Below are 24020 nucleotides of genomic sequence, written 5' to 3'. Positions count from 1 at the left end.
TGGATTGAGATCAATTTATAATCGCTTTGGTATGTGGATGCTGGCATTGATGATCCTTATGGTTACAGCGCTCATGATTCGCCCGGAAACCGCCCATGGTGCTTCCGTTGGTAACATTTCTGACTTCGTAAAGAAAGATAATAACACGTTTGAGATTACGTCAGGCTCTGACAAGATTAAAGTGATTTTTCAGCGGGAGGATATGTTCCGGATTTGGCTTGGTGTGAACGGGCAATTCAAGGAATTGACAGGAAAAAGCGCGGAAAAGCCGATCGAGCCAATCGTCATCAAGGATGATTTCGGACCTGTTAACGTAAAGTGGTCTGATGAAGGTACGTATTACAAGATGGAAACAGGAAAATTCGTGCTGAGAGCCTACAAAAATCCGTTAAAATTCGCCATGTACAAAAGTGACAACCAAACGGTGGTGTGGGAAGAATCCGCTAGCTTGAACTATAACGGACAGTCAGTCTCACAACAGCTTATCCGGGGTGAGGATGAATATTTCTACGGCGGCGGTATGCAGAATGGATTCTTCAATCATCGTGATCGCAAAATTACTATCGCTAACAACTATGGGGATTGGGGAAGCGGCACGGTTTCGAATCCTGCACCATTCTACTTGAGTACTGCAGGATACGGAGTGCTTCGTAACACTTTTCAAAGCGGTACTTATGATTTTGATTCGACCGTCAAGCTGACGCATAACGAAAATCGGTTTGATGCTTATTATTTCTACGGTGAGACAATGAAAGATATTTTGAACGCATATACAGATCTTACAGGTAAACCATCCTTGATTCCTCGTTGGGGCATGGGACTTGGTGATGCGGATTGTTACAACAGAGATCCAGAAAAGACCTCCGATGTCGTTAACCTTATTGCTAAAAAATATCGGGAAAATGATATGCCTGGAGCCTGGATTTTGCCGAATGACGGATATGGTTGCGGTTATACGGATCTAGGCAACACCGTTGACGAACTACATAAGGAAGGTTTCTATACCGGACTATGGACTCAAAATGGTGTTGATAAAATTGCGCAAGAAGTTGGCGTAGAGGGTACAAGGCTCGCTAAACTCGACGTTGCCTGGGTGGGACCTGGATACGATTTCGCCCTGGGTGCCAGCAAACAGGCGTTTACAGGAATTGAAGATAACTCTGATGACAGAGGTTATGTCTGGTCCGTTGGTGGATGGGCAGGTACCCAGCGATATTCTACCGTCTGGTCCGGAGATCAGTCGGGAAACTGGGAGTATATTCGATTTCATATCCCGTCGATGATCGGGGCAGGGCTATCTGGGATGCCGTACTCAACCGGAGATATTGATGGGATTTTCGGAGGAAGCGCTAAAACCTACGTTCGAGACTTACAGTGGAAGATCTTCACTCCAATCCTGATGAACATGTCTGGTTGGGCAGCCAAAGATAAGCAGCCTTGGGTATGGGGAGAACCTTATACGAGCTATAACAGGGATGCTTTGAAGCTAAGACAGCAATTGACACCATACTTGTATACCTATCTCAATGAGTCTTACGAGTCCGGAGCTCCGATCATGCGGGGAATGATCTATTCTTATCCGAATGATCCGAACTCCAAAGGAACTTTAACACAGTATCAATTCATGTCCGGGGAATCGTTCCTGGTTGCGCCAGTATATACCGACACGACTATGCGAAACGGAATATATCTTCCAAAAGGAAAATGGATTGATTACTGGACAGGAGAAGAACATTACGGTTCGAAAATGTTAGACGAATACAATGCTCCACTGGATCGCTTGCCGCTTCTAGTAAAGGGCGGGGCTATCATCCCGATGTATCCTGAATCGTTATACGACGGTCAGGTTCCTCCTGATCCAATTACTTATGATATTTATCCTTATAAATCGTCAAGCTTTACGATGTATGAAGATGATGGTACATCGAAGGAGCATCGTACAGGCAAATTTGCCAAAACATTAATAACCTCCATCGCTCCTGAGCAAGGGAGTGGAGACTTGATTATCAAGGTTGGAGCAAGTGTAGGTGACTATAAAGGCAAATTGGAGTCACGTAAGAATCAGTTTACAATCCATATGCCAGATCACCCGGAGGCTGTTTCTGTAGATGGAACATCCTATCCTGAATTGCAGTCCAAAGCAGCATGGGATGGAGCAACAAGTGGCTGGTACTATGCTAAGCAAGATAAAGGCGGCATCCTGTACATTAAAACACCATCCATATCCACTGATAAGGAATTTGTTGTGAAAGTCGCAGGCTTTACAGCAGATACGACTCCACTAGTAGATGCTGTCAAAATTGAGCTGCCTCAGGTGGACACAGACCCAAGTCGTATTCCGCAGGAAGATATGATTGCAACTGCAACGAATGCGGCTTCGGATACGCCGGCAGCTAATGTGCTGGATGGCAGCTATGAATCGATATGGCTTTCTTCAGCAAATGCTGGAAGTAAGCAGAGCATCACTTTAGACCTGGGGATTAAACAGTATGTGAATAAAATGAAATACTTGCCAAGACAGTACGGTGGCAAAGATGGCACAATTACAGGTTACAAGCTGTATACGAGTATGGATGGAACCAACTATACGCTCGTAAGCAGTGGACAATGGAATGATGACAAACTAGAGAAGACGGTGAATTTTGATACAGTTGAAGCTGTTTTTGTGAAACTTGAAGCGACAGAAGCTGTTGGGGGTGTCGTATCTGCTGCAGAGATCAATCTGTATCGTGATCTATCACAGCCTTCACCGACAGTGATACCTAAAAATGAGATGACAGCCTCAGCGAAAAGCTTTCAGCCTGGTGCGGAAGCAGCTAAAGCGATTGATGGGGACCGGAATTCCGCATGGCATACGAAATGGGATGGATCCGATAAGCTCCCGCAATCCATCATTCTCGATTTAGGTAAGGTTCGCAATGTTAGCCAATTCCGGTATGCACCACGTCTGGATGCTGGGAACGGAACCATTACCTCATACAACCTTTACGTCAGCACGGATGGAGAATTATATACGAAGGAATCCAGTGGTACCTGGCTCAGAAACAACTTGAAAAAGTACATCCTTTTCGATAGTGTTTCCGCCCGCTATGTGAAGCTTGAAGCAGCTGTTGCACTTGGAGGGTTCGCTTCGGCTTCGGAGGTCGATGTCTATGAGGCGCCGAAGGCAGCTCCTGAAGTTCGATTGATTTCAGAAGGTAAACCTGCTACAGCGGACAGTGAGGATCAAGCGCATCCGGCTGGCCTCGCTAATGATGGGAATGTGGACACATTCTGGTCAGCAGCGGATAAGAACAATAGCCATAGCTGGACGGTTGATCTCGGTATGATGCATTCCATTAAATCCTCCGAAGTTTCTTTTGAACACAGTAACAAGGCTTATCAGTACAAAATTGAAGTTCGGGAAACCGCGAACTCCAATTGGATTACAGTAACGAATCGAACGAATAATCAGGAAACTGGCACCATTCAGGATACATTTGGAAGCCAGGGTAGATTCGCTAGAATTACGATCACCGGACTGCCTGATGCTCAATCAAAGGCTGCTATTCGTGAATTCAAGCTGTTCGGCATCCCGCTGGAAGACGGACAGAAGGTTACTGGCATAAAGCTTGACCGTGAGACACTCTCACTTAAGGCGTTGGACGCACCGGTTCAATTGAAAGCGAGCATTGAGCCTGAGAATGCCGGTAATAAGACAGTTAAGTGGGTAAGCAGTGATCCTGGTGTTGCCGGCGTGGACAGTAAGGGAATGGTCACACCAAAAGGGCAGGGTACGACATCGATTACCGCGACGACGGAAGAAGGCGGATTTACAGCAACAAGTGTGGTGACGGTTACTGGACAAAGCAACCTAACCGAAATTCCGCAAAGTCAAATGAGTGCAGAGGCTACGAGCTCTGAAGCAGGCGAAAACGACCCGAATTTGGCATTGGACGGCGATCCGGATACACATTGGCATACGAAGTGGTTTAACGTTGATCCACTTCCGCAATCGATTATGGTGAATCTGGGCGGAAAGTATACCATCAGCAAGCTAGGATACTTACCTCGGCCGGATGAAGGCAATGGCACAATTACTGCTTACAACGTGTACACAAGCACCGATGGTGTGAATTACACGCTCATGACAAGCGGGAACTGGCTGCGAAGCAAACAGCTCAAGGAAGTAAATTTCGCTCCGGTGGAAGCGACTCACATTAAGCTGGAAGCTGTAAAAGGCGTGGGTGAATTCGCATCCGCAGCCGAGATAACAGTGTATCAAGTGCAGCAGGAAACGGCTCAAGTGCAAGCCGTATTGAGTGCTGATGCATCCGTTACTTCCGGCAAGCCTTTTGTTGTCCGGTATGATGTGAACAATATCTCCGGGAAGGTATTTGCACAGGACATCACCATTCAGTACGATGCTGACCGCATGGATTATGTGTCCGCTAAATCACTGATCCAAGGTGTTGCGATTGTTGAAGAGACAATTAAAACACCTGGAAAGCTTCGTTTGATTATGGCGAGTGAAGGTGCGGAATACGGATTAAGCGGAAATCAACAAATTGCCGAACTGACATTCCAGGCAAAAGAAGTATCTGAGACGGTTACCGTTAATATCAGCGTGTCAGAGGTACTGCTAGGTGATGAAGACGGAGCAGAGACCGCAACTGCTCCAGCTACAATCTCTGTAAAAGTGAAACCAGAACAAACAGGAATATCAGGCGATCTTAACGGCGACGGAAAAGTCAGCATTGGTGACCTGGGTATCGTTGCTGCACACTACGGCAAAGACTCATCAAGTCCTGATTGGCAGCAAGCGAAGCGTGCGGATATGAATGGTGACGGTAAGATCGATATTACAGATCTTGCTCAATTAGCGAAACAAATCGTAACTCAATAACACACGCTAACATCCTGAACAAAATTTAAAAGATGAAGGTGAGAAGAATTTGAACAGTAGTCGATGGTACAAAAAGGCGTTAATGATGACCATTATCGCCGTGGTTTTAAGCTGTGTATCTTTTACGAACCCTGTAGTGAACGCAGATGCATCTGATCCTACACCTTCTGCTACTTTAGTAGGGAGTAAGAAGGTTGTTGCGCCGGGGGAGTCTTTTACCGTGAAGTATGGGATCACCAGTGTCTCCAGTGATGTGTATGCACAGGACATTACCTTTGAATTTGATCCGGCTGTCATGGAATACCTTCCAGGTTCAATCCGCTCACTGCAGGAAGGCGTAATTATTATCAATGAACCATCTACAAGTACTCCCGGTAAGCTACGGGTTCTCTTGGCAAGTTTGGGTAGTCAGTATCCGATTACTAGCGATGCTGAAATTGTTGAACTTGGTTTCAAAGCAGCAGATGTAACACAAGACACAGAGGGAGTTATCCGGCTTACTCAAGCGATAATAAGTGACAGTCAAGGGGAAGAATCCGTGCTCCAACCGGCATCCTTAACCATTCAGATCACAGTAAATACGGGATTACCTGGAGATTTAAACGGCGATGGCAAAGTGAGTATCGGCGATTTAGGAATCATGGCTGCCCATTACGGTAAGGATTCCTCCAGTCCAGATTGGAGTAAGATTAATCACGCAGATCTGAACAAGGACGGCAAAATAGATAATACTGATCTTGCTGCACTTGCGAAAAAGATTGTGGAGTAGTAGGTTGCCTCATTTTTACAATCAGTGGTTGTTATTATGAGAGGGGATCAACGCATGCCAATCGGTAAAAGTAGATTAGTCAGAAAGACTGCAATTCTACTATCTGTATGGATCGCTTGCTCGCAGCTACTTATCAGCATACTTCCGTCTAATGGTGTCTTAGGTCCAAAAGTGTATGCAGATGTTCAGTCGGCAGCTGAAACTGCGCCTGCGGCAGATCAGGATTTGTCATTATGGTATCAAGCACCGGCCACGAACTGGGAGACGCAGGCGCTCCCTATCGGAAATGGTTATATGGGTGGCATGGTATTTGGTGGTGTTGAGCAGGAGCGAATTCAATTTAATGAAAAGACACTGTGGAGCGGTGGGCCTGGAGCAGATTCAAATTATCAATATGGTATTAAAGACGGTGCTCAGCAACATGTTGAGACCATAAGACAGCTTCTAAAAGAAGGGGAAATTAATGAAGCTAAGGCTCTTGTAGGGAAGATTACTGGTGTTATGGGTGCTGGTGATAGTTCTTTCGGAGCGTATCAAGCATTTGGTGACGTGTTCTTAGATTTTAACCGTCAGTCAGCGTATACGGTAACAGCGAGCTCGGATAATCCACAATACGGCGAGCCTATTTCCAATTTAACCGATGGTTCGGTAAATACGAAATGGTATTCAGGTGATGGAGCACCACCTTTTTGGGTGCAGTGGGCATATGAAGAGGCTAAGGTAATTACCGGCTATTCGTTCACTTCAGGGAATGATGTGCCTGATCGGGATCCGAAGAGCTGGACGCTGAAAGGCTCGAATGACGGGCAGCAGTGGACCCCGCTAGATAACAGATCCAATGAAGAGTTTGCAAGCCGCAAACAGAAGAAATCATATACTTTTTCCAATGCTACAGCTTATAAATTCTATAAATTCGATCTTGTAAGCAAGGGCGGAACGAAAATTCAATTGTCCGAGATGGAGATGACAAGCGCATCGGGGAATAGCGGTGCTCAGACGTACTCTGATTATCGACGTGAATTGAATCTTAATGATGCCATGGCAAGAGTGTCCTATACTTCGGGCAATATAAAATACAAGCGGGAGTATTTCATCAGTTATCCGGATAAGGTCTTGGTCATGAGACTGACAACGGAAGAGAATCAGCCGATGACCTTTGATGTTCGCCTTACTGGTGCTCAGCCCTCTAATACCGTTAAGGGTGAAGGAAATAAACTAACGCTAAGTGGGAAGGTACCCAGTAATAAGATGGCATACGAAGCGCAGCTTCAAGTACAGCATGAAGGAGGAACTGTAACAGCGAAGGATGGGAAACTTACTGTGAACGGTGCGAGTGTTGTCACGATCCTGATGACCGCTGCAACAGATTATGCCAATAATTATCCTACGTATAAGAGTGATAAGACGCCAAAAGAAATTGTAGAAGCGAACCTAAACGCAGCATCCGCTAAATCATTCAATCAGTTGCGTGCATCCCATTTGACAGATTATAAGGAACTGTTCGATAGAGTCTCACTTGAACTTGGTGGGGTTGCTACAAATCTTCCTACGAATGAGCTTTTGAATGGTTATAAAACGAATGCTAGTGACGGAGAGAAAAGAAGCTTGGAGGCATTATTTTTCCAATATGGTCGTTATTTGCTTATCGCATCCTCCCGGGAAGGCTCACTGCCTGCTAACCTACAAGGGGTATGGAACCAAGTAAATAATCCACCATGGAACAGTGACTATCATACGAATATCAATGTGCAGATGAATTATTGGCCTTCCGAGGTTGTTAACTTAGCGGAAACCGATATTCCGTACATTGATTATATTGATTCCCTGCGCGAGCCGGGTAGGGAAACAGCCCAAAGACATCATGGAATTGAAGGGGAAGGCTGGGCGATTCATACCGTCAACAACCCATTTGGTTATACTGCGCCAGGCTCTGATTTTTATTGGGGCTGGTCACCGGCTGCTAACGCCTTCATGGTGCAGCAGGTGTGGGATCACTATGCTTTTAGTGGAGATAAAGATCTTTTAAGAGGCCAAGTGTATGACATTATCAAGGAAACAACACAATTCTGGATTAAATACCTGGTCGAAGATTCAGACGGAAGTCTAGTATCATCTCCTTCCTACTCTCCAGAGCAAGGGGATATATCCGTCGGTGTGTCTTATGATCAGGAATTAGTCTGGGAGTTGTTCACACAGTTCATCAAGGCTAGTGAAATATTGGGTGTGGATGAACAGCTGCGTAACGAGGTCATGGAGAAACGAAGCAAGCTATGGATGCCGCAGGTCGGAAGCTGGGGGCAGGTGCAGGAGTGGAAGAATGATATCGATAGTCCAACAGATCAGCACCGCCATATCTCGCATCTGATCGGCTTGTATCCAGGTACGCTTATTAATGAAGTGAATAATCCGGAGTTATTTGCAGCAGCAAGAGTCACCTTGAATTCTCGTGGCGATGGTGGAACGGGGTGGAGTAAAGCGAATAAGATCAATTTATGGGCACGTCTGCTTGATGGTAACCGAGCACATAAACTGTTAGGTGAGCAGCTTAGAGGCAGCACGCTCGACAATTTGTTCGATACACATCCACCGTTCCAAATTGACGGTAACTTCGGAGCAACTTCAGGAATCGCAGAAATGCTTCTACAAAGCCAAACTGGAAGTATCGATTTATTAGCTGCTTTACCAGATGCATGGGCTACCGGAAACGTTAAAGGACTTGTGGCAAGAGGCGGATTTGAAGTGGATATGCGCTGGGAAGGTACGATCTTGAAAGAAGCCTTGCTTACTTCTAAGCAGGGTAATAAGGCTTCTGTTAAATACCCTGGATTTGTCCAATCCAATAAATTCAAGGTCGTTCGCGCAGGAAGCGGGGAATCCATCAACTTCACGGTGAATGGGAACTTGATTGAATTCCCAACAGTGAAAGGACAGCAATATAAGATTGTATCCAGTGTAAAGCCACCAGTGCTTCCAATAAAAGTAGATGATAAAGATCCGTCGATTGTATATACCGGAAAGTGGAGTCCTTACAATGACGCAGGCGATTACAAGGGCACAGAAAGCTATAGTAATCAGCAAGGGGCTTCAGCGTCGTTCACGTTTACAGGAACATCAATTAAATTTATCAGCGCTTTGCAGGCAAACCACGGACATTTCGATGTGTATCTCGATGGAGGGCTAGTCGCTGAGGGTGTTGATGGATATGGTCCATCGACGATGAAGCAGCAGGTATTATTCCAACAATCCGATCTCTCCAAAGGGGAACATACAATTAAGATTGTCGTGAAAGGGGCGAAGAACAACGCCTCTTCGAATACCATTGCGATGATTGATGCTTTCGAATATGTTCCTGTTGAACGGAATGAACCTACTGCAATAACTTTAAGTGGACCTAAGTCGATAAATCAAGGTCAGACCTTTACAGTTGACATGGGCGTTAGCAATGTCACGGATGCGACCTATGCGCAAGACATTCGATTGAAGTACGACGAGAATCTTCTAGAGTACATCTCGGGCGAATCGATGAACGATGGGATACAGGTGTTAGAATCAAAGAATGATCCAATCGGAACCATTCGCCTAATCACGGCTAGTACGGGAACTGGTCTAACCGGTGATGCCAAGGTGCTTGAACTAAACTTCAAAGCAAAGCCAGTGACGAAGTCTGAGTTAGCGAGCATAAAGGTAAGCAGTGCTGTATTTGGTGACGCGAATGGACTGGAGACAGAAGCCGATCTTTCAAATATCGAAGTCGAGATTAAGGCAGATGAGCAGCCGCCGATAAAATCCGGAGACTTAAATGAGGATGGTAAAGTGAGCATCGGTGACTTGGCGATTGCAGCTTCGCACTATGGTAAAGATCAGAACAGTGTAGATTGGCAGACGGCTAAGCGTGCAGATCTTAATAATGACGGAAAGATCGACATTATGGATTTAGCAGCAATTGCTCAAAAAATATTGAATTGAGAGAAGGACACCTGAGTTTTTACTCAGGTGTCCTTCTTTTGTAAACAAAAAAGGTTCTATAGGACAAAAAGTATCAACTCCACATCAAAAGAGATCATGTGGTTACGTTTTTATAGCCTATATAATGGAAAAGTGTTAATGGAATTACAGTCAGAATTGTAAAATCAAGTGCTTAGAGAAGTCGAGCAAGTTTATTCGAGGGGGATAGCCAATGAAAAGCAAGGGTAAAAAGAAAGCGGCATTAAGTCTAGTTATGATGTCCATTGTATTGTCTCTGGCAGGATGTGGCGGGGGGACAAATGGGGCTGAAGCTCCAGCTCCCGAGAAAACAACAGCTGCGACGCAGACTGAGCCAGCGAAGACAGACGAGCCCAAGCCTGAAGAGCCGAAAGTAGCGGGAGACCTCGAAATCCAATACTTTGTCGGTGGTTATGGAGACGGTTGGTGGAAAGAAGTCATTGGTGAATTCAAGAAGAAGTACCCAGATGTCAACATTAAAGAATCCGCAGGTTCACAAATCAACGAGCAAATGAAGCCCCGCTGGATCCAAGGTAATCCGCCAGATGTTGTATACATCGATGGAGCAGGCTCGAACGAAACGCAAATGGTGCTCGACGACCAATTGATGGATATTACAGATTGGGTTAAAGATGCGAAAAATGTGGACGGCGAGCAGCTTACGAGCAACTTGATCGCACCTCCACAAGACTACAGTGGCAAAAACTATACGATTCCACTCGTATTCGGATCATGGGGAACCTTCTATGATGAAACCCTGTTTACTGAAAAGGGATGGGATGTTCCGAAAGATTGGGATAGCTTCCTCGCCACAAGTGAAAAAATCAAAGCGGATGGCGTATATCCTTACATCCATACCGGTAAATACCCATACTACATCGTGGGAGGTCTCTTAAATACAGGTTTTGTATCTGAGAATGGAGACAATCCGCAAATCTTGAAGGATCAAGAAGCAGCAAAAGAAGGTTCTTTCAAAAATGATGCTGTAGCGAATACCTTGAAAAAGATCGTTGATATGAGGGACAAAGGGTATTTCGATAACGCATCGTTCGGTATGAGTCATACAGACTCCCAAATGCTCTTCTTACAGCATAAAGATGCAATGATTCCTAATGGCTTGTGGCTCGAAAATGAAATGAAAAAAGATGTTCCAGAAGGCTTCAAATTTGGATTCATTCCTTCCGTTATGCAAAAGCCAGGCGGTAAATTTGTGGCTATTCCTTACACTAGTAACATTGCAATTGCAAAGAAGGCTAAAAATCCAGATGCAGCAAAAGCATTTATTGAATTTATCTTTACGAAACAAGCCGCAGTTCGTTGGGCTGAGCTGACTGGCGCTTTGATGAACGTCAAGGCAGATCTGGAATCTTCAGGCGCAAGTGATGTTGTTAAAACGGCAATGAAATATTTCAACGGTAGTGACACGATCGTTGCTCCTGTATTTAAATTGGCCGCGGACATTGAGCAGGCTGAGAATGATGCAACCATTGCATTGCTGCAAGGTTCCATTACACCAGAAGAATGGATGGACCGTATGGAGAAGGCGGCAGCCAAAATCCGGAAGTAAGTTCATGACTCTTCTTTCTAAACAATCAGAGGACATACGTGCCTCTGATTGTTCTTTCAAATTTAAGGGGAGGATGGCTTACGCCCATGAAGAACAATAAATTGTGGAAACGTAATTTGTTTATTGCGAGTTTCTTGCTGCCTACGTTTGCTATCTTTTGTTTATTCACTATTTATCCGTTGTTTCGAGGCTTGTACTTAAGCTTCTTCGATTGGTCAGGCGGTTCCGAATCGATGAATTTTATCGGTATTGATAATTATAGACAATTATTCTCGGATGAGATCATACCAAAAGCCATTTCGAATGATTATTTCTTGATTTTTTGGAAGGTCATCTTAATCATGTTATTTGCAACGTTTTTCGCAGTATCATTGACCCGTTTGAAATTGAAAGAATACGGTTTTTACCGAGTGGTGTTTTTCTTTCCGAATATCATTTCCGTAGCCGTTATCGGTGTATTGTGGAGTTTTATATACAATCCCCGTCTTGGATTCCTGAATGCATTCATCTCGTTATTTACAGGAAAACCAGTGGAAACGAACTGGTTAGGTGATTCAAACCTCGCAATGTGGTCACTTCTTCCTCCTAGTGTATGGGCTGGTATCGGATTCTATATGCTGCTCATTATCGCTTCTATTCTAGGTATTCCTTCCTCGCTATATGAAGCAGCCAGTATTGACGGTGCGGGGCAATGGCAACAGTTTACTCGAATTACTTTACCCCTGATTTGGGAGCAATTCAAAACCTCTATCATTCACATCGTAATCACAACACTGAACGGCTCCTTTATTATCGTTAAGCTGATGACGGATGGTGGCCCGGATAATCAGACACAAGTGCTCGGTTATTATTTGTATCAGATGGGCTTCAAACAGTTCCATTTAAGCTACGGGGCAACCATCGGGGTGCTGATCTTACTGTTATCTTTAATCACTACTCTAATTTTGCAGCGCATTCTTCACCGAGAGTCCATTGAAATGTAAGGAGGAAAATACTTTGAACGATAATCCCGCCAAAAAACCACTTCTGCTGATATCAAAAATTGCAGTTCGATTTTTCCTCATCTTGTGGAGCTTGGTAGTCTTATATCCTGTTCTTTGGACATTCCTGACATCCTTAAAGGATAATCAGCAGGTTATGCTCGGGAAACCGTGGGATTTCCCATCTATTTTTCGTTTTGAAAACTATGCAAATGTGTGGAGCAGAGCAAACTTTGGCGACTACTTCCTGAACTCCATTATAGTAACCGTGGCTAGTACACTGTTATCGCTTATTATGGCTGCTACAACAGCATATATATTAGCTCGGTTTACCTTTAAATCTAGAGGCCTGTTTTATTTTGTATACGTTGCTTCAATGATGATTCCAACCACACTCGGATTGATACCGTTGTTCTTTCTTCTCGGAGATATGAATTTGTCCAACTCCTTAGTAGGGCTCACGCTTGTTTATTCTGTCGGAACTATTGGCATCCTTCCATTCGGTATCTTCTTTCTGGTTGGATTTTTCAAGGCACTTCCCCGTGAGCTTGAAGAAGCCGCAACAATTGATGGATCTTCACTATACGGCGTTTTCTTCAAGATCATGTTGCCATTATCGAAGCCAGGGTTAATCACAGTAGGAATTATGAATGCTTTAACGGTGTGGAATGAGTACATTATGGCCACAGTATTGATCAACGATCCAGCGAAATACACCATTCCTGTCGGAATAGCCATTATGCAAGGGGAAATGCAGTACAGAACGGAATGGGGGCCATTGTTTGCGGGTCTTTCCATTTCTATGATTCCCGTCATTGTGATGTATGTGTTGTATCAACGTCAAATTACGGGTGGGTTAACAGCAGGTGCGTTGAAAGGTTAATTATAGGAGGGTTAAGGAAATGCCGAAGAAGATTCTCAGTATCTTCATTACACTTATGATGGTGGCCGGCTTGTTCTCCAGTTTTGCAGCTGCAGCGGATGTAGCTTCTGATCTTCCACAAAAAGATGCAAAATTAACGGAATCCTATGAAATCTATCCATTACCGCAGCAACAAACCGAAGAAGAGACAACCTTAACCATTACACAAAATGTAAACGTTGTTATTGAAGATTCGATTGACCAGCCGACAAGAAAGCTGCTTCAAAGGATACTGGATTCCAAATCACTTCAGGTCACTGAGTCAGGAGCTGTAGTAGCAGGGAAAACAAATATCTTTTTGGGAACTAGAAATTCATCAGGCTATGTAGACAACTACTTCACTCAGAATATTCCCTATGAGGCGGATCACTTCAATGAGCTGGACGCTTATGTTCTTAACGTTAGCACCAAGCAACAGAATAAAGGTGTTATTGCGATATTAGGTAAAAATACGGATGCGGCATATTATGGCCTGGCATCGCTGAAGATGATTTTTGATCAAATTCCTGATCTGCAGGTTCGTAATCTCACCATCGAAGATTTCTCTGATACTCGCTCACGGGGATTTATCGAAGGCTTTTACGGCACGCCTTGGTCACATGAAGATCGAATGAGCTTGATGCGTTTCGGTGGAGAGCTGAAGATGAACTCTTATATTTTTGCACCTAAGGATGACAAGTACCATAACGCGCAATGGAGAACACCTTATCCTGCAGCTGAGCTTGCCAAGATCAAAGAACTGGTGGATGTCGGCCATGAATCCAAGACGCAGTTTGTATGGGCGATTCATCCAGGGTTCAATATGATCAATTGGAACAATTATGATGTAGAACTCCAAACCTTACTTGCAAAGCTTGAACAATTGTATAGTGTAGGCGTACGTCAATTTGGACTATTTATGGATGATATCAGCACATCACAATCGTTAGTGGATAAGGATAAACATGTTAAGCTTATTACGGATGTTGCGAATTGGGTAACGTCCAAGAAAGACGTCAAATCATTAATTTATTGTCCTCCATATTATAATAAAAGCTGGACAGGAACGACTGGCAGACCCTATCTTGAAGCCTTGAGAAATGTGCCAGAGAATGTAGATATAATGTGGACCGGAAACGGTGTTGTTGCCTCTGTTAATGCAGCAGATATGCAGTGGCCCAAAGATGCACATGGAAGAGACCCATATATGTGGTTAAACTGGCCAGTGAATGACTATAAGGATGCAAGACTGCTGCTCGGTAAAGCAGAAGTGCTCATTCCAGGTACACATAATATTTCAGGTGTAGTGTCAAATCCTATGAAGCATGCGGAATTATCTAAGATCGGTATATTCGCGGTTGCGGATTACACTTGGAATGTAGATGATTTTGATCAAGAGGAGAGCTGGCTCGATTCATTTAAGCATATTGCTCCTGAAGTTGCTTCTGAGCTTAATACGATCGCCTATCATATGAGTGACCCATCGCCTAGCGGTCATGGACTTGTAGTAGGTGAATCGGAAAATATCAAAGCTGAGCTAGCGCAATTCTTAAGTGAATACTCAAGTGGTCAGCCGATAGAAACGACGGGGAATACATTGATTCAAGAATTTGATCTAGTATTGGATGCCATCGCGTCGTTTAGAGTAAATAACACGAATGAAAATATGGAAGAAGAAATTGATCCATGGCTAAATAGCTTGCAAAATGTCGTTCTTGCCGATAAATCGGCAGTTCTCTCTGCGATAGCAATCCAGAAAGAGAATGTTGATCAGGCATGGGAAGCACTGGCTAAGGCCACAAGCGCATTAAGCTTATCCAAAACATTCAAAATTGAGAAGCTTAATTCTCCAGATGTGACGGTCGAGGCAGGAGCAAAGCGGCTGGTTCCTTTTGCTGAGCAGCTTATCAATAAACTGGATGCTCAGATTTATACTTTGGTGAACCCGGAATATGTTAAACCTCTAGCTGTAAGCTCTTATGGTTCTCCTTCAGGATTAAACCTGATGGTAGACGGAGATTTAGCAACGAACGTCTATATTCAGACGCTTCAACAGAATGGAGACTGGTATGGTGTTGATTTTGGAAAAACCATTAAAGTGGAAGAAATTGCGATCACACAAGGTAGAAATGATGCGGATCACGATATATTCCAAAGGGGGATTCTTGAGTATTCCGTGAACGGTCAAGAATGGACTGCAATCGGAGAAGAGCGTTCTGGGTATAAAATTTCTGCTTCCGGGCTCAATGTGGAGGCAAGGATGGTTCGATATCGATTGACGCATGCTGGAATACCTGGAGGTAAGCCTGATTTATGGACGGCAGTTCGCGAGTTTTCCGTAAATGCAGGTAAAGATAAGGTAGCCATTTACACCGATGTGACAGAGTTGAAGGATACTCCTGTTATGGTAGCAGATAATTCTGTGCAATTATCGAATATGAATGGAATCACATTAAAGCCATCCCAATATGTTGGAATTAATTTGAAATCCATTGAAGAGATCACGCAAGTTGCGCTTGAAACTTCTAACGGAGAAGTTCGGTTAGAATCCTCAAAGAACGGTGTGGAATGGGAACAGATTAATGAGGGGAATGGGGCGTTTGCTAGTGCTACCTATTTCCGGATCATAAACAAGGGAACTGAGAATATCACTGTAGATTTGACAAGGCTCATGATCAAGCTGAACAAATTCTCTCCACCAATGATTACTCATAATTACGGAAGCATTTATGAAGGTTCTATCAACAACGTGTACAATGCTTCTTTAGAGAACAAGGTTTGGTTCGGTTCGATTCAATCGAAAGGGAAGTATATTCAGATCGACATGGGCGGTGTGGTGAATGTCCAGAATGTAGCTGTCGTGATTGGAGACGGTGAAGGAGATTTCTTCCGTAAAGGAGATTTACAGCTGTCGCTAGACGGAGAGACATGGGATACGATCCATACGTTTACTAATCCGAGCGATCGGAGTTTGAATTTCCCAGAGCACGAGGTGCCTTACCGTTATAAGCGAGTTCAAGTTGACGGTGGCAAGCAAGCCCGATATTTAAGATTAATTTCAACAGAAACACAAGATGCATGGCTCGCGCTCAATGAAATTTTGGTTAATGAAGGAATTGAAAGACCGGGAACTGCCAATCCGGCTATTCAGGCTGAACCTGCTGGAGTTATAGGGAATGAAGCGTCTCTGTCCGTTGATCAAAAGCTATCCACCTTCTATATGCCGGGTACTGGGAATACGGGTTCCTTAAATTATAAGTTGTCGAAGGATACAAAGGTAAAAGAAGTGATAGTTTTGCAAAATCCATCGGATAATTCAAACGCTGCGGTGGCCGTGCGAGATGCGAGTGGATGGCATAAGGTAGGTAACCTGTCCTCATCTTATAATACATTTGATACCTCCAAGTATAGTAATGTGTTTGAAGTGAAGATTCAGTGGGAGGGTTCAACTAAACCCAAAATCCACGAGATCATTACCGTTAAAAAAGACGGGAATGGTGAGGTTGATCCATCGGGTAAGATGACTTCTGTTCTGTCTGGGGTAGACACTGTAGCTGGAGGTAATGACTTTCAACTGGCGTTTGGGGTAAAAAGTGTAACAGATGCTGTATATGCGATGGATATAACCATGAACTATGATCCTAAGCTATTGGAATTCAAGGCTGCTACTTCCTTGCGTAGTGGAATCCAGGTGCTTGAAACTGCTAATCACACACCTGGAAAACTACGACTCCTGGTGGTGAGTGAAGGTGCGGGAAATGCTGTGACTGGCAATCTGCAGCTGTTATCCTTGGATTTCGGTACTAAAACAGTAGCGGAAGCTACAGAGAGTACTATTCAGATTGAAAAAGTGATCGTAGCAGATGCGGAAGGCAAGGAGAGCGAAACTGTTACGTCGAGCCATAAGCTCAAGATAACAGCAGAAGAGCCGGAGCCTGGTATGACTGGTGACATCAATAAAGATGGCAAAGTGTCCATCGGTGACTTAGCGATTGTCGCTGCTAATTATGGCAAGGATACCAGCAGTCCGGATTGGGCTGAGGCTAAACGTGCCGATATCAATAAAGATGGTGTGATTGATTTGAAAGACTTGGCGCTGGTAGCTCGTAAGATAACAGAATGAGTAGTAGCCTTCAACCCATAACAAATTAGCAGATATAATCAAAAGAAAGGAAGTGTCACCGCAGCCATTTCATGGCTTTTGGGACACTTCCTTTTTTTTGCTTGAAGAGTGCTAGCCTAGCTATGCTCCGCTAACTGTACCTCGAAGCCGTCTGGGTCCAGTATATATAAGAATCGCAGATGGGGATTTGGTGTGATCGGTCCACGTGCGACGGGGATGCCTTGGCTTGTCAAATACTCCATGGCATCGTCGAGCGATTCCACTTCGAAACCAACAGAAACGCCGCATTCCGGCTTCAGTGCCGGATCACTACCCTGAATAAGCTCGATTTTGGGCTGATCCACCGTGCCTAACATAACAATTTGTTTTCCTCTACTCTCAAATCTGCGGTCAATGGGAAGCCCCAGAATCCGGTTATAAAAATCAAGGGAAGCCTCCAGATCGCGCACCCTAAGCGTTACCCAATTCATGCTCAACTTCATGATTGTAATGTCCTCCTCTATCTATTTCTATGACTAAGCCGATTCTACTTAATTATACGCTTTCTTGTTCACTAAAAGTTCGTAATATTAAACCTAATTCACGAAGGAATACATAATTGTTAAACGATGCCTTGAATTCTAGAATGATGATATTGGAATTATATTACTTTTTCAAATCCAAAATCATTCTGGGAGGTTGTCATAATGAAGCGTAGGCTTATTTACGTTCTTACGATCCTAGTAATCGTTCTAGGTTCCTGGTTGTTACTGCATAACCAAGAGAATAAGAGCGCTTTAGAAAAGGAAGGAAAAGAAGTGACTAACGTGATTACTACTGACAGTAGTACATCAGCGGCTAAAGTTACTGTCAATAATGGACAAATACCTGTTCAGTACTTGACTCCTGCTTATAAGGTTACTGTGAAAGGAGATATTTTGTATGCGAGCAAGAAGAATGAGACAGATGCCGTAGAACCGCTGAAACTCGATCTGTACGAGCCGTCTGGCGATAATAACGAGAAGAGGCCTGTATTTATTTTCATTCACGGTGGTGGTTATACAGAAGGGAATAAGAACGATGCAGCAGATTTTTCTACGGGATTGGCGAAGCGAGGATATGCTGTATTGTCCGTTGATTATAGGCTGAAAAAAGATCCATTTACTAATTTCAGCCGCACACTTAATGACGCTTATGAAGATATAACCGATGTGATTAAATGGATCAACGATAACGCAGAGATTTACGGGATGGATGCAAGCCGTATTGTTATCGGTGGTGATTCGGCGGGGGGACATCTAGCCATAAATTTTGTCAATCAATATGTATCACAGGATCCTTCCATCATTAAATCTGTATTTTCTATTGTTGATATTTATGGCGGTGATCTGACGAAAAGTGCGGACAGTAAGCTGCCGCCGGTTCTCATCATTCATGGAACGATAGACAAACTGGTGCCGTACCAGCAAAGTGTTGAATTGGCCGAACAGCTGAAAGAGAAGGGGGTGTATCATAATCTACTCACCATGGAAGGTGTCGGACATGACTACAAGAATGATAAATACATCGATGAAATTATGGAGACGACAACACATTTTCTATGGAATGTCATGAATAGTTCTGATCTTGCAAAGCTGCCAGAGAATTCCGGAATTTCGATTGCTTCCGGCGACGCCTTTGATATTAAGCTGCCTGAGGCCTATCGCATTCCTGCGAAGGAGTCGATGAACATCGATTTGCCTGAGGGCTGGATACTTCGTGAGCAGGAGGAGGAAGAAGACAGACTTCGGATACAGGTTCCGGAAGGCTTGGTGCGAGGAAATGATACACTGTTTGTCTCACGAGGCGAAGATCCTAAAACGGCAATGAGCTTCGCTGTCAATGTTAACGTAATCGACCCGCTGACGGTGAAATATGAGACATATTATGATGAAGCTGCCAAGGAATTAAAAACTCATATGGATGTTACTAATCAGTCTAAGAACAATTTCAATGGTTCAGTGGAAGCCGATTATGAAACAGGACGTTCTACTCAGGGGACCTACAACGCCACTGTGGAGAATCTGGAATCAGGAAAGAGTGTCCGGTTAGAGATTCCTGAGCTTGCTAGAGGACAACGGACGCTTAAATCTTATAATGACATAGGTAATCTATTGCAGACGACGTTAGATTCCTTTAACGCGCTCTTGTTGCCAAAACTCAGTAAGCCCGTTGAAATTGATGGTAACCTAACAGATTGGAGTGATCTGGCTCGCTTTGATGTGAAGGATATCAAAATCAATGGTTGGCGAGGTGAGCAGGATATCAGTGCGACCGGTTCCTTAGCTTGGGACGCGGATAACCTTTATCTAGGGGTAGAAGTTATAGATGACAAGCATGAACAGTCGGCATCAGGTGATGCTATTTGGAGTGGGGACAGCATTCAGATTGGGATTGGTATTGCAAACTCAGACGGAACGGTACCCTCGGAGTATCATGAACTAGGTGTGGCTCGGGGAAATACAGGGAATTTACTCAAGTGGCGCTGGCTAACCCCAAGGGGATTCAATATAAATGATGCCCTAGAGCTAAAGTATGCGGTGAGTCGTTCAGATTCAACAACCAGCTATGAATTAGCCATACCCTGGCGTGAACTGAGCCATGACATTACGCAGGTGAAGCAAGGAATGAAGCTTAAGTTTTCGCTGCTGGTCAATGATAATGACGGCGGGGGGCGTAGAGGCTGGCTGGAATACAATAGTGGCATAGGTTCTTCCAAGGATATTAATGCCTTCGGGGATCTGTACCTGATGGATTAAGAGGATCTCATGAAACTATAAGTTTCTGTAACTATCGGGAAAACGGCAGAGATGCCGTTTTTTTATTTTATTGTCGCTCAATGAACGAAAAGATAACAAATAAGTTTTGCATTGACACATCCAACTTTTGACATTATGATATGAATGAAAAAATAATTATTCATTCATGGAGATGCGGAAAGTGGAAGATAAAAAAACAAAGATTTATGATTGTGGGAAAGAGATATTTAGCAATAAAGGTTTTAAGGATACGAATGTCTCGGACATTACAAAAAAAGCTGGAATAGCTATAGGAACCTTTTACAATTATTATCCTTCTAAGGAAAAGCTTTTTATGGATATCTTTCTTGAAGAAAATGCGAAACTCAAAAAAAACTGTATGGAATCCCTTGACATGACCCAAAGCCCTGTGATTGTAATTCGGCAGATGATGGCACTCAATGTGGAAGGCATAATATCCAACCCCATTCTAAAGGAATGGTACAACAAAAGTGTTTTTGGGAAAATCGAACAGCTTTATCGAGAAGAAACCGGCATTCAGGTGAACGATTTCTTATATGACAGCTTCCATGAAATTGTGCAGCAATGGCAAACCGAAGGCAAGATGCGAAGCGATATGGACAGCAAAATGATTATGATGGTCTTCGCCGCCATGATCAATGTGGAGACCCACAAGGAAGAAATAGGACTGGAGTTCTTTCCACAACTACTGGACCATATGATGGAACTAATCATGAAGGGTCTTACAGACTGCCCCAAATAGAACGAATGAGGCAGTTTTTTTATCCCTTAAAATGAATGAATATAATAATATTCATTCAAAAACTGAGAAGAGGGGCATGCGAATGAACATTGTTGTAAGAAGTAAAAGGAAGATCTCAATGTGGATGGTTATATTGATCATCTTCGTCGTGATTGTAGTCATCGTATGGGGAGGGATTCTCTTAGGCGCTCCAGGGAGGCGTGAAGTTCAGAAGCTTACTATCAACGTCATTGATTTTCAAAAGCTGCGTGATGGAACCTATGTGGGAGAATATATCGGCACAAAGGATCATTCCAGAGATACCAAGGTTCAGGCATCAATATCTGAGGGTCAAATTTTAGATATTAAAATACTCAAAGGCGCTTTAGATAAAAATGGAAATCTGCTGAAAATGAAGGGGGGGATAAGCATTGGTGATTTGTTTAGACATGTGATTGAATCACAATCCCTTCAGGTAGACGTTATTAGTGGGGCAACGCTTACCTCTAAAGCACATCTTAAGGCACTAGAAAATGCACTGGAGCAAGCAAAGACGAAATAATTCGTTTCAGGAGGGCTAAGATGAACATTGCAGTCATATCGTATTCATTCACAGGCAACAATGATGCATTAGCTGGCAGTGTGGCTAAAGAACTGTCGTCTGAATATTTTCAGATTTCTGAATCCAAGCAGCGGACATTGAGTTCCATTACAATGGATATGATTTTCAGTAGGATACCGTTGGTACAGCCATCACCTAATGTATTAGTGAAGTATGATTTGATCCTCTTTTTCGGGCCGATCTGGATGGGGCAAGTGGCCACACCACTCCGACCCTATTTAAAGCATTTGAAAACAAACCCGAACAAGTATGGTTTTATTTCAATCAGTGGCGGAGCGGACGGACCCAACACGAAGGTACCAGTCGAACTCAGGAAAAGAACTGGGGCTGATCCCGTTGTATTTATAGATCTGTATATCGCTGACTTAATATCGACGAATCCTAAACCGACACGAAAAGCTACTTCTGCTTACAAGTTAGATCCTGGGGATATCAAACAATTAACCAGTATAGTAGTGAAGAAAATAATGGATGTGACTTAAGTAAGAGTTGACCCATAAATAAACGGCAGAGATGCCGTTTATTTATTTTCTCCTCAACTGGTAGGAATTTGTCTATTATTAAAGTGTCAGTTCAATTCACTAGATGGTATGATAGGAGCGGGAGGGAATTTAAAATGACCAATGAGATAACAAATGAGAACGAAGAAACATTAAACGAGAACGAGGAAATAACCAATGATCCAGAAATGTCTGAGGAGGATATGAATAAGCTAGTGATGGCTGTTCACCATAACGGTCTCGTAGCTTTGAGAGTGCACTTTCAAGACGTTGAAGGACAAGTGTTGAATATGGAGGCCTACGGCCCGGTTTTTGTTTTTCACGTAAAGTCTGAGTTAGACCATGTCTATTCTTGTGGCTTTTTTCTGCGTGAATTGATTGCAAGATTCCAATCGGGTAAGGATCCTGCAGCATGGATGGCTTCATTCTTTGTTGATCTGATGAAGATTGAGGGAGGCAAAACGCTTCCAAAACCGCCTTCAAGTGAAGAAGAAGCTAAAGCGATCATAGACAATGTATTAGTTCCGCAATGTATAAAAGAAATCACCGAAGAATTTGCGCCAGAAGATGTACATGTTGGTCTAGCTTGGAACGAAAAACTAGGTCCGGTTTTCGAGGCTGGATTTCCAGCGATAAGCGATGGGAATAACGTTTGTGCGTTCCCACTGCATTTATTGTTAACGCACTTGCAATTGAATCGGGATCCTTCCGAGCTGCTTGTTCAAGGCATGTATAACATCCGTAAGGAACATGGGTTGGAGTAAAACAGGCTCCGAGCCCTGGCCATCCATAAAACAAAGAAACGGCAGAAATGCCGTTTCTTTGTTTTATTTTATGAGTTCTTACAATCCGTAGAGTCAATTCACTTTAGAAGCGCTTTTGAATTCACTAGTTGTTAGGCCTGTAATGTGTTTAAATACTTTACTGAAATAAACGCAATCTTCCAAATCGATGGGCTTTTGGTACCACAGCCGCCATCGGAGAGCTTTCCTGCAAAGCCATGAGGAGTGCGGTCAACGATTCCGTTGACAACAGAAGCACTTGATTCTATATTATGCACAACACGATATGGATTCTATAGTTATGAATTTAGCATTCCAGCGCGTGAGAATGTATATTTAAGGCTATGATTTAACGTAGTCTTTTAGGAGGTTTTCTAGTGAATATCAGAGCATTGTGTGAAGGGATAAAGCTTGATCCAGCGGCTAGACAGCAGGTTTATGAGTTTCAGATAAAAGAGGATGAATATCTAGTTTATAAACAACATTTTTATTTTGACAGATTTTCTTTTTTTGAATCTGTGAAAGCATCGGAGGGCTATCGAAAGCTACTATTATATTTATTTGTGAGATTCGCAGTAGAAGCTTATGAAGAGTATCGTATTCGTAACATTGAGGATGAGATCTATTATGATACATTCTCAGATATTCAGATCTGGTGCATGCAATGTCTACGTGATTACGGTGAATATGGTATTGAAGAATATAACTGGCTGCAAGAGCATGTTCAGCTTCGTTTATTTCGTTTGGGAAGAATGCAATTTCAACCTTTTGCGATGGACCGCGATTTAGATGTTGATGGTTGTAAAATCTATACCAATCAAATCGTGCTTAATGTGCACATTCCAGCGGGAGAGCCTTTATCCGTTCAAAGTGTCGAGGAGTCCTTTCAGTTAGCCAGAGTTTTTTTCAGAGGTATAACTCCAGTGTTTATTTGTCATTCATGGCTGCTTGATCCGGAATTAAGTGAGATTTTGAACCCAGAATCGAACATTATTCAGTTTCAAAGTCGGTTCTACATTTATGAAGTGGATAAAAGTTCCAAGGAAGCAGAAGAAAGAATATTTAGTAAATTAAGTATGACCCCACAAGCGTACGAAGAGAACACCCAACTGCAACGGCGTGCAAAAGCCTTTTTAATTGCAGGAGGCAAACTAGGAAGTGGCTATGGGATTAAAGTACATAAGTAAGGTTGAAATCTTGGCATATTACGGATAGAGAAGACGTACACTGCAAATGAAGTGATGCGTTAACCTGACTCTGGCTGTAATAGCTGGTTTTGGGGATAGTGCTTTGTTTTATCCAAAAACGAAACCGGTTTCAAATGTACGAGCGCGCCGTGCAATGAAATCAATAAGATCAAAGAGGTGATTCCATTGGGCTGACCCTGG

Annotated in this window: 14 protein-coding genes; 13 read left to right on the top strand and 1 reads right to left on the bottom strand. The window is 43.4% G+C overall.

Annotated features, from left to right (window positions below; translation table 11 throughout):
* Window positions 1–4: 4 nt before the first annotated feature.
* From NSQ29_RS17680 to NSQ29_RS17650, 7 genes are all read left to right on the top strand, one after another.
* A complete protein-coding gene (locus NSQ29_RS17680) occupies window positions 5–4885 on the top strand; it encodes a discoidin domain-containing protein (RefSeq protein ID WP_341125725.1) in 4881 nt (1626 codons plus the stop codon).
* A gap of 49 nt (window positions 4886–4934) precedes the next feature.
* On the top strand, window positions 4935–5654 hold the full coding sequence (locus NSQ29_RS17675) for a cohesin domain-containing protein (protein WP_341125724.1): 720 nt from the start codon (window positions 4935–4937) through the stop codon (window positions 5652–5654).
* A 54-nt stretch (window positions 5655–5708) separates the two neighbouring features.
* Window positions 5709–9620, top strand: coding sequence for a glycosyl hydrolase family 95 catalytic domain-containing protein (locus NSQ29_RS17670; RefSeq protein WP_341125723.1), 3912 nt, complete (start codon window positions 5709–5711; stop codon window positions 9618–9620).
* A gap of 211 nt (window positions 9621–9831) precedes the next feature.
* The gene (locus NSQ29_RS17665; protein WP_339270038.1) at window positions 9832–11205 is read left to right on the top strand and encodes an extracellular solute-binding protein; all 1374 of its coding nucleotides are present in this window, start codon (window positions 9832–9834) and stop codon (window positions 11203–11205) included.
* 86 nt (window positions 11206–11291) lie between these two features.
* Window positions 11292–12188, top strand: coding sequence for a carbohydrate ABC transporter permease (locus NSQ29_RS17660; RefSeq protein WP_042186594.1), 897 nt, complete (start codon window positions 11292–11294; stop codon window positions 12186–12188).
* Window positions 12189–12201: 13 nt separating this feature from the next.
* Window positions 12202–13068 carry a carbohydrate ABC transporter permease gene (locus NSQ29_RS17655; RefSeq protein WP_341125722.1) on the top strand — a complete coding sequence of 289 codons (867 nt, stop codon included), beginning with the start codon at window positions 12202–12204 and terminating at the stop codon, window positions 13066–13068.
* A gap of 19 nt (window positions 13069–13087) precedes the next feature.
* Window positions 13088–17209, top strand: a complete 4122-nt coding sequence (locus tag NSQ29_RS17650) for a beta-N-acetylglucosaminidase domain-containing protein (protein WP_341125721.1) — start codon at window positions 13088–13090, stop codon at window positions 17207–17209.
* Between the two features lie 116 nt (window positions 17210–17325).
* Here the strand turns inward: NSQ29_RS17650 and NSQ29_RS17645 are convergent, their stop codons facing one another.
* A complete protein-coding gene (locus NSQ29_RS17645) occupies window positions 17326–17691 on the bottom strand; it encodes a VOC family protein (RefSeq protein ID WP_341125720.1) in 366 nt (121 codons plus the stop codon).
* Window positions 17692–17895: 204 nt separating this feature from the next.
* Between NSQ29_RS17645 and NSQ29_RS17640 the strand changes: the two genes are divergently transcribed.
* The 6 genes from NSQ29_RS17640 (at window position 17896) to NSQ29_RS17615 (ending at window position 23819) form a co-directional block, all read left to right on the top strand.
* On the top strand, window positions 17896–19986 hold the full coding sequence (locus NSQ29_RS17640) for an alpha/beta hydrolase fold domain-containing protein (RefSeq protein ID WP_341125719.1): 2091 nt from the start codon (window positions 17896–17898) through the stop codon (window positions 19984–19986).
* Window positions 19987–20167: 181 nt separating this feature from the next.
* Entirely contained in the window at window positions 20168–20749 is a 582-nt protein-coding gene (locus tag NSQ29_RS17635; protein ID WP_076283286.1) for a TetR/AcrR family transcriptional regulator, read from the top strand.
* A 118-nt stretch (window positions 20750–20867) separates the two neighbouring features.
* Window positions 20868–21290, top strand: coding sequence for an FMN-binding protein (locus NSQ29_RS17630; RefSeq protein WP_341125718.1), 423 nt, complete (start codon window positions 20868–20870; stop codon window positions 21288–21290).
* 20 nt (window positions 21291–21310) lie between these two features.
* Complete coding sequence (locus NSQ29_RS17625; protein WP_341125717.1) at window positions 21311–21832, top strand: flavodoxin family protein; 522 nt, start codon at window positions 21311–21313, stop codon at window positions 21830–21832.
* A 134-nt stretch (window positions 21833–21966) separates the two neighbouring features.
* On the top strand, window positions 21967–22614 hold the full coding sequence (locus NSQ29_RS17620) for a hypothetical protein (protein WP_042186601.1): 648 nt from the start codon (window positions 21967–21969) through the stop codon (window positions 22612–22614).
* 395 nt (window positions 22615–23009) lie between these two features.
* Window positions 23010–23819, top strand: a complete 810-nt coding sequence (locus tag NSQ29_RS17615; RefSeq protein ID WP_339246654.1) for an acyltransferase domain-containing protein — start codon at window positions 23010–23012, stop codon at window positions 23817–23819.
* Window positions 23820–24020: the final 201 nt, after the last annotated feature.

It is taken from the genome of Paenibacillus sp. FSL F4-0236 (assembly GCF_038000135.1).
Classification (GTDB): domain Bacteria; phylum Bacillota; class Bacilli; order Paenibacillales; family Paenibacillaceae; genus Paenibacillus_AQ.
Note: the sequence above shows the minus strand (reverse complement) of the source record. Positions and strands in the feature narration are given on the sequence as shown.

Coding starts and splice junctions, on each gene's coding strand:
- NSQ29_RS17670 (WP_341125723.1), top strand. CDS start 5,709: ATGCCAATCGGTAAAAGTAGATTAGTCAGAAAGACTGCAATTCTACTA.
- NSQ29_RS17665 (WP_339270038.1), top strand. CDS start 9,832: ATGAAAAGCAAGGGTAAAAAGAAAGCGGCATTAAGTCTAGTTATGATG.
- NSQ29_RS17660 (WP_042186594.1), top strand. CDS start 11,292: ATGAAGAACAATAAATTGTGGAAACGTAATTTGTTTATTGCGAGTTTC.
- NSQ29_RS17650 (WP_341125721.1), top strand. CDS start 13,088: ATGCCGAAGAAGATTCTCAGTATCTTCATTACACTTATGATGGTGGCC.
- NSQ29_RS17645 (WP_341125720.1), bottom strand. CDS start 17,691: ATGAAGTTGAGCATGAATTGGGTAACGCTTAGGGTGCGCGATCTGGAG.
- NSQ29_RS17640 (WP_341125719.1), top strand. CDS start 17,896: ATGAAGCGTAGGCTTATTTACGTTCTTACGATCCTAGTAATCGTTCTA.
- NSQ29_RS17630 (WP_341125718.1), top strand. CDS start 20,868: ATGTGGATGGTTATATTGATCATCTTCGTCGTGATTGTAGTCATCGTA.
- NSQ29_RS17625 (WP_341125717.1), top strand. CDS start 21,311: ATGAACATTGCAGTCATATCGTATTCATTCACAGGCAACAATGATGCA.
- NSQ29_RS17620 (WP_042186601.1), top strand. CDS start 21,967: ATGACCAATGAGATAACAAATGAGAACGAAGAAACATTAAACGAGAAC.